The 7,624-nt window shown below is 38.2% G+C and carries 5 protein-coding genes; 1 reads left to right on the top strand and 4 read right to left on the bottom strand.

The window, feature by feature from the left end:
- Positions 1 to 560: 560 nt before the first annotated feature.
- Positions 561 to 1,403, bottom strand: coding sequence for a DUF6009 family protein (locus tag H6G28_RS35835; protein ID WP_190678053.1), 843 nt, complete (start codon positions 1,401 to 1,403; stop codon positions 561 to 563).
- Between the two features lie 459 nt (positions 1,404 to 1,862).
- Positions 1,863 to 2,342: a hypothetical protein gene (locus H6G28_RS35830; RefSeq protein WP_190678050.1), complete on the bottom strand. Its 480-nt coding sequence runs from the start codon at positions 2,340 to 2,342 to the stop codon at positions 1,863 to 1,865.
- A 568-nt stretch (positions 2,343 to 2,910) separates the two neighbouring features.
- Here H6G28_RS35830 and H6G28_RS35825 point away from each other — a divergent pair.
- The gene (locus H6G28_RS35825; RefSeq protein ID WP_190678047.1) at positions 2,911 to 3,438 is read left to right on the top strand and encodes a type IV pilin-like G/H family protein; all 528 of its coding nucleotides are present in this window, start codon (positions 2,911 to 2,913) and stop codon (positions 3,436 to 3,438) included.
- Between the two features lie 914 nt (positions 3,439 to 4,352).
- Here H6G28_RS35825 and H6G28_RS35820 read toward each other — a convergent pair.
- Both H6G28_RS35820 and H6G28_RS35815 read right to left on the bottom strand, forming a co-directional pair.
- Positions 4,353 to 5,321 carry a CHAT domain-containing protein gene (locus tag H6G28_RS35820; RefSeq protein ID WP_242054751.1) on the bottom strand — a complete coding sequence of 323 codons (969 nt, stop codon included), beginning with the start codon at positions 5,319 to 5,321 and terminating at the stop codon, positions 4,353 to 4,355.
- A 47-nt stretch (positions 5,322 to 5,368) separates the two neighbouring features.
- Complete coding sequence (locus H6G28_RS35815; protein ID WP_190678044.1) at positions 5,369 to 7,495, bottom strand: GAF domain-containing protein; 2,127 nt, start codon at positions 7,493 to 7,495, stop codon at positions 5,369 to 5,371.
- Positions 7,496 to 7,624 lie beyond the last annotated feature (129 nt).

The raw sequence follows: 7,624 nt of genomic DNA, 5'->3' as shown, positions 1-7,624 counted from the left end.
ATACCATTTCACTTTAAAAATGATACGGATATGCAAGTAGCGCCTCGACTTCGCTCGGCGACCAGAAGCAGAGTTGCAGAGGAAGCGATTTCTATCAGTAATTTCGTGAAATGGTATCAGTTTTTAATTTCACTGTTATGAATGCTCTCATCTTCCTCAAATGCCTTCAACCGCGTTTTACCTATAAATTGTATCTTTCGCGCTCTACACGCTGCTTAAATCGCCAAATTAACAGCCCTGTGTTTATTTGTCGGGTTTGGTAGTAGGTCAAAAACTTTCCAGCGATTGAGCTTACGCTTTAACTTCTATTCATCATTACGGAGATCGCCATCCAATCGGCTACGCTAGGGGTGCTGAGGAGACTTTTCTTGCTTTCAAATGCTCAAATCTCCTAGTGGTCAAGAGCGGGTGCTTTATCTCATTCTCAGGCAGGTATAACCTTGCCGCTATCATCTAGTTTTTTATGCTGTTATATCTGTAATAACTTGTTCATATATTTGACAAATTCTTAATCATCGTTTCCTCAAAAAGCTGTTACATTTATTTATACCTGTAACAGGTTATTCATCATCATTGAGATTTCCGTATTCCTTTTCTATGTAAGCATTTAACTGTTTTGAAATCAAAACAAATCCGATTTCCGTTTCTCTGCCGAGAGCATAACCATAAGTCTTGCTGATCAAGCTAACGTGCTTTTCTCCTTTCAAACCTGCTTCGGCGGCATATTGTTCGTATTCTAGAATCACATCATTATGATCTGCATCTATATCTGCACGCGCAAAAACACATATCTTACCTTCTGAGTTTTCTACATTTCGCTTTTCCGAGTTTGCTATCAAGTTTTTAATTTTGTCCAAAGTTTCATTGTATTGATAGTCATGCAACTGCCATAGCTTTGTCTGCTTATCACTCCAATTCGCTCCTGATTCCTGCGCGATCATGAACGCTTTTTCTATTAATGTCATCTCACGCTTAATCTTTTCTAGTTGCAATACTAATTCTTCCACTGTATCTGTCGAGTCCTTTCTACCTACTGATGGCAATGTTCCATTCCAAGCTCTTGAAGTTATCTGTCCGAGAACTTTTGGAAACACTGTTAATGGATCTATCGCTTCTAGTGGACATCCTTGCTGATAAACTCCTTCAGGCTCATAATACCGATCATGCTTTGCCAGCCAAAATACTCTTCGCGCGAAACATCCCCTTCTACCTGTGTTCGGGGCTTTGTCTTCTAGTTCTGCATAGCCTACGATTTCATAGCTTTGATACTTCAGCTTTCCCTTTCTTCTTGTACAACTCGTATCAAAATGCTCTCTCACATAAGGAATCGCTTCGATATTGCTTAACCAAACAATCTTTGATTCATACTGTATATCCGAGGCCTTTTGAGCTTTTACACTCATCTTTTAATTTCCTTGTCTCCCAATCCTGCTTTTAAAATTATAGACATTCCCCTGCTGAAACACTTGCATAGCAAACATCGACATTAATCAACTCACTGCTCAAAACCTCTTGCAGTCATTTGAAAGCGATCGCTCTGCAATACCCAATTCTTCTACAATGCTTTCTCTACTGGTTAATTATACTTGTTATAAAATTCATAACAGGTTTTTGAGCTTTGCATTCATTAAACAAATTACTCGTGCCGATCAAAACAGATGTAATACCACCAAAGCCTTACTGCATCTTGTGTTTTTTAATTACGAATTGGTGTTACATTGTCAAAGTGCTTTTTGTTAATTAAAGGGCGATCGCTCCTCTGTCTCCTCTTAGTCACTATCGCTGAAACTATTACTTTACCCAGCTTCTAGCACTTCGCTGTTTTATTAAGAAAGATGCGACTAATGAATAAACAGTTATGTTTATTGATGTTCATTGAGGTACTCAAGCAGAGTTTCGATTTGGTGAACAGAATAGACATTCATCGGCAGCATGGGAGTATCTGAGCCAGCAAGGTGAGCTATTACTCGATGAGTAGTGTAGTTTATACTTTTGAGCTTTTGTATCAGGCGTAAGCTCAAAACTGGAGTATTACAACGGGATTTAACAAAAGTTTCAATGTCGGGGCGGAATGTAACTTCGACACCGACCCCACCGGAAAACTTTAGAGCTTCACAGAAAACAATTCCTGGCTCTTCTATGGTTTTAGCTTTTGTCAAAGCGATGAAAAAGGTGGATTTAAAATCCTTAGACATACTATACAGTTGGGCTTTTGTGGTTGCTAATGCTTGATCGCTCACATCTCCAAGGCTAATTTCTGAAGGTATGGGACATTTTTCTAAATTAACTCGTGAACCGTAAACATCACCCAAAAACTGTTTTCTGCGTTTAGCTTCTCCCATACTTTATTTCCTCTGACGATTATGAGTGTCTAACTAGAATACCAGCCAATACTGCAAAGTCTAAACCGATAGAGACAGCACCAGGAAATTTGAAAACTGGCCTGCTAATTTAATTATGAATCTACAAATTATTTTGTTGGATAAAATTTCTGCTTCAAGCGTCACAATTGTCATCAAAGGCCTGTCATATTTATTCGTGTCTTTTGCCAATTAGGCACCTGCTTTCGCAGCGATCGCAGAACTTGAGACTAGATATTACACGTATTGGGCTACAACGTGTAATGCAGAAAGAGTTTTAAACCCATTTAAAAATTCAAATCTTCGACCCGTGGGTGCATAAACCATTAATCCCAATCGTTAACATAGGCTTCCCATGCCCAAACAACTTGCACTTCTGCTTGACTTTCAGCATTTTCCTACTGTTCACAGCCCATTGAATAAGCTCAATAAAGCATTCATTTTTAAGCTAACAGTTTTTAACTCGGTAGCTTTACTATACTCATCAAAATAGAATCGGGCTATTTATAAAATATACGCTGTTGAAAAATTGTTCCTTTTAAAGCTGTATATGTCAAATGTAACTAAGCTAAGTGGCGATAGCAAAATTAACTTGAGAATAATTTGGCTAGTTGTAGTAGTAGGATTCCCATTAGGCATCTTCACTATGTTTATTCAAGTGCCACCAAGCTGTGGCTGTGGAGATAGCAGTAAAGTTACAATTGAAAGTTTTATTACGACACAAAAAGCATATTTTTTAGAAAAATCAGTTTTTGCTCAATCCTATAGCTTGTTAGAGCTTGGAGAAAAAGATACGCCAAAAGCTACAAATCACTATCGATATTCTGTAGAAATGAATCAAGATAGATCATTTATCTATGCAACGCCTGTTAAAGAATTACCAACTGATTTATTTCAACTAGGCTTGACCAAAAAGGGTTTTCATAGCTTAGTAGGTGCAGTTGCTTACAAGCAAGAAAACAAAACTACTGTTTCAATAATGTGCCGTTCCGAAAAACCAACTTTAGCTCAACCTCCTAAACCTGTTTTCCAGCAAAATCACTTTAGCTGTCCTATCGGTTTTAAAACAATCTACTGAATTGTACCGATATCAATGTATTGTCTCTACCAGATTCATCAAATCCAGCAGATGAGGAACTACAGCAGTTACTCGGCCCAGCACTGTATAAAGTTGTATCTGGATTAAAAGTATTGAGGAAGGCTATTACATTAAAGTAGGAATGAACACCTGTGTATTTCCCAAGTGCGTTTTTAACCACTTATAGTGTACTGCCTTAAACCGAGTTTTATCTACAAACATTCTTCGCGCTCTACACGCTGCTTAAATCGCCAAATTAACCGCACTGTGTTGATTTGTCGGGTTTGGTAGTAAGTCAAAACTCAGAGGGCGATTGAATTTACGCTTTAGCTTCTATTCATCATTACTGCGATCGCCAATGTATGTTATGTGTGCCATCGTCTACAGAATCTGGTTATGAGTTAGAATTTTTAACTTGTTAGACTTTTGTTAACACGTTATAACTACTATGATTGTGAGCATTACTAATAAATTAGATGAGTTTAATTGAGATTATGTTCTCACGCTCTGCCAACGCAAATAATTCATAAATGTCTGCCTCTCGATCCGCTACTGCAATCACACGAGTGCCAGCCGGCATCAAATCTTGTGTTATTTTCAAACTTTCCAACCAGCGTTGGCTTTCTTTGCTCTCAATCGCTCGCCGTCGGTCGCTATTTGCCTTACTCTTGCTGGTACTGCCTTTTAGCCTTTCATCACTCTCAAAACTCTTTTGTTACTTTCTTGTTATTTAACTTCACTCTTGATAATTTTCAGTTATTTCTCTTCAAGTTTCCTGTTAAATAATATTGCTTTTCACGCGATCGCACCTCTCTTACCTTTTAGTCTCTATCGCTGAAACTACTACTGTGTCTTATTCGTAGCTTTTTACTCTTTTGTTAAGAAAGATGCGACTAAAGCATAGACATAAATTATTATCTCTTCCTCAGTCTAGGAGTTAAGTGTTCTGGAATATTTTCTAATTGAATCGCATTACAACCAAACTTATAAGCAGTCTCAACTGATTTACCGGCCCCAATAGCATCATAAAATCCTGTAGAAAACTTAATCGCAGCTTGATCTCCAATAGCTTGACTCATACCAATTACATGATTAATATGCTCGACGATAGCATCTGCCTGTACTTCAGAATAACAAGCGTTGAGCAGAACACACTCGACATGATTAGCACACAATTCAAATAATATTTTTAAAGCTCCTGTACTTACAAGCTTTGAATTGCCATCTTCATCTTGAATCAACAACCCGTCTTCGCCAGTCCCGTGTCCACAAAAATGGACGATTTGTGGCTCGATATCTAGCAAAGCTCGACGCAAATCATCAGCCCGGATAGCCCATCTTTGCTCTAATTTGAATTGGTGACGCTTCTGAGAACGACGTAAACCTTCATCAATCTCATGCACCTCTTTGTCTAAACGAAGCCTTGCTTCATTAAATGGACTTGATGCCAGAATTAAAATCACCTTCACTGTTAAATCCTGCTGCTTACACGCAAGCGCCTGAATTTTAGCAATAAACTTTTTACTATCAAAATTTTGTTTACTGAAAAAAATTGCTCCATTCTCTGCAACTAAATCAGCAGAATCTTGAGTAGTTAGATGGGGCGTTCCACTCACTGCAATTGCTGGTATCTGTCGTTCACGAGCTAATTCGATTAATTGAATTCCTAATTTTTGTGAAGATACAAATGAATCTCCCAAACCAATGTCAGTAACTAATAAATTCCATTGGCTTTCTTTAAGAGATTTATAAGCCTCATCAAAAGTTTTCAACACTCTCATGTCTAATTGATGATTATCTTGCAACGCACGACGAATTTTTTCTTGAAGAATACTCTGCCATTCTGAGTGATCTTCAACTAGAAGCACTTTCAAATATTTCATCTAAATTCCCTCCACTTAATTTTGTAACTGTACTTGCTGCTAAAAACTCAGATACCTGATTTGTAGAATGGTAGGATCACGGAAAACTTTGTTCCTTCATCGAGGGTACTGTCTACCAAGATTTTTCCTCCTAATCGCTCAACATAAAATCTTGTCCACCATAATCCAAAACCCATACCTCTTCTAGCACCCTTTGTTGAGTAATCAGGCTCGAAAATCTTTTCTAAATTTTCTCGTGCAATACCTACACCAGAATCAGTAACACAGATCCTTACAAAACCTTCTTCTTCAGTTCTAGCCTTAATTGATAACTCACCTCCTAGCTCACTTTTCATCAGTATGGCATCTACCGCATTTTGGATTAGGTTATCGAAGACATATATCAATTGCTGTTTACCTGCAAATACTTCCGGTAAACTGGCACAAATGTGCAAATTTTGTTGGATATTTGAACTTATCTGCATCTGATTTATTGCTTTAATAACTACTTTCTTGAGATTCAGAGGTTGACGTTGTTCTTGCAGCCAAATCTTCAAACATTTAGCATCCTCTAAAACCTTATTTGCTAAAGAAAAAATTTCCAATGCCTTGCTGTGAGTGCAATCATCATTTTCATCAAGGATATCCTGCGCCCTTACACGAATAGCACCAACATAATTATTTATCTTATGTACTAGTGGGCTTGCTAATTCACCTAAAGTAGCTATTGCTTCTGTTTTGACAAGTTGCTCCTTAGTTTCTGCATTTTGAATTGCGATAACTGCAAGATCGGCTAAAACTTCTAACCTGCGTAAATCCCCTTGGTCAAATTCTTGTGGTTTACGTCCCTCTACATTAAGTACCCCAAGAACCCCACGATCCTTATCTAACAAAGGCACACATAATTCTGAGCGCACATTAGTAAAGCAGGGTTGATAGCGGATATCAGACTGAACATCATTAACTAATGCCGGCTGACGATGAGTTGCAACCCAACCTGTAATTCCTTTGTCTAAAGTGCCGTATTTTGGAGCTTGAGTAGTTGGTATACTTTCAGGATAACTAACCTTCGTAACTAGCAACTTATTAACAGGATCTAACAACCGAATGGTTCCTAATTCTGCTCCCGTGATTTGTACTGATTGCTGTACAATCAATTTCAACAGTTCATTTTCTTCTAATGTAGTAATAATCTTGCGGTCAATACTGCTTAATGTCTGTAACCATCGTTGATTTTTGATAGCAGTCGCGGCGGAGGAAGCTAAAGTATTAATAATTTGTTTCTCTTGTCCCGAAAAATCATGAGGTCGCCGATAATTAATGAACATAACTCCAACGATGTCTCGCTCTACTCTGAGTAAAACTCCAGCTACGGACTGAATTTTTTCTCGTTTACTAAAGGCTGAGTCTTGAAAAATAGACTCATTTGAAACTATTGAGGCATAGATATTTTCTCCATGTTCAATCAGTAAAAATGGTACATCTTGCTGATCAAGCTTTGTATCTTTCATTTTTTGCTCCTCTTTCAGACGGCCTGCATAACTAACTTCAGGTAAAAAATGATCTTCGGTCTGAATATAGGCATAAATAGTCACTACATCAGCTGCAAGGACATTTAAAGTGTTCCAGGCAATATGTCCTAATAAGTCAGCATTTTCTGGTATCCGACTAAGTGATTGAGTAACTGAATGAATAGTGGCTAATTGACGCGCTTTATCAAGCATCTGTTGATAGGTGATCGCGTGCCAGATGGCATCAACGGCATTACGAGCAAACTGTTTGCCCAATTGCAACTCTCCTTGATTAAATTGATGTTCGCGCTGAAAGTGTACGTATAAAACTCCTACACAAATTGGCTCTAGTTGCCCTTGGCTAGTTTCATGTTGATGATTACTACTATCTCGATCGAGGGCAGTTATTTCCTCTATACTTGCATTGCTACCATTTAGTAATAAGGGAAAAGCTGCATAAGTTCTAGAACCTTCTTTCAAAGCTATAGGGTTGAAAGAGCTTGGCTGTGAATTTTCGTTTGCTTTGGGTAAATCTGGTAAAAATTTCGGTTTACCCTCAATAATGGCTTGCCAACCTAACCCATTTAAACTTGGGTTGCGTGGTGGAAAGTCTTTGAGAAGCAGATGGTCAATACAGCCTGCACAAACTTCGTAAATATAATGGTTTTTCTGTGGTTCCCACAAAAAGTGTAGTGTAGTGCAATACCTTCGCCAAAATAAGAGGATGAAGAGAGAGGGCTGATGTAGTAGAGTTATTGTCTTCCCAAACGACAACTCAAAAGCCACAACAAGCCCATGCCCGATATCTTATCA

It is taken from the genome of Nostoc sp. FACHB-190 (assembly GCF_014696905.1).
Lineage (GTDB): Bacteria > Cyanobacteriota > Cyanobacteriia > Cyanobacteriales > Nostocaceae > Nostoc_B.
The sequence above is the reverse complement of the archived record's forward strand: the minus strand, read 5'-3'. Positions and strand labels throughout refer to the sequence as shown.

Excerpts from the sequence above, each read along its gene's own strand:
- H6G28_RS35835 (WP_190678053.1), bottom strand. The coding sequence starts at position 1,403 with ATGAGTGTAAAAGCTCAAAAGGCCTCGGATATACAGTATGAATCAAAG.
- H6G28_RS35830 (WP_190678050.1), bottom strand. The coding sequence starts at position 2,342 with ATGGGAGAAGCTAAACGCAGAAAACAGTTTTTGGGTGATGTTTACGGT.
- H6G28_RS35825 (WP_190678047.1), top strand. The coding sequence starts at position 2,911 with ATGTCAAATGTAACTAAGCTAAGTGGCGATAGCAAAATTAACTTGAGA.
- H6G28_RS35820 (WP_242054751.1), bottom strand. The coding sequence starts at position 5,321 with ATGAAATATTTGAAAGTGCTTCTAGTTGAAGATCACTCAGAATGGCAG.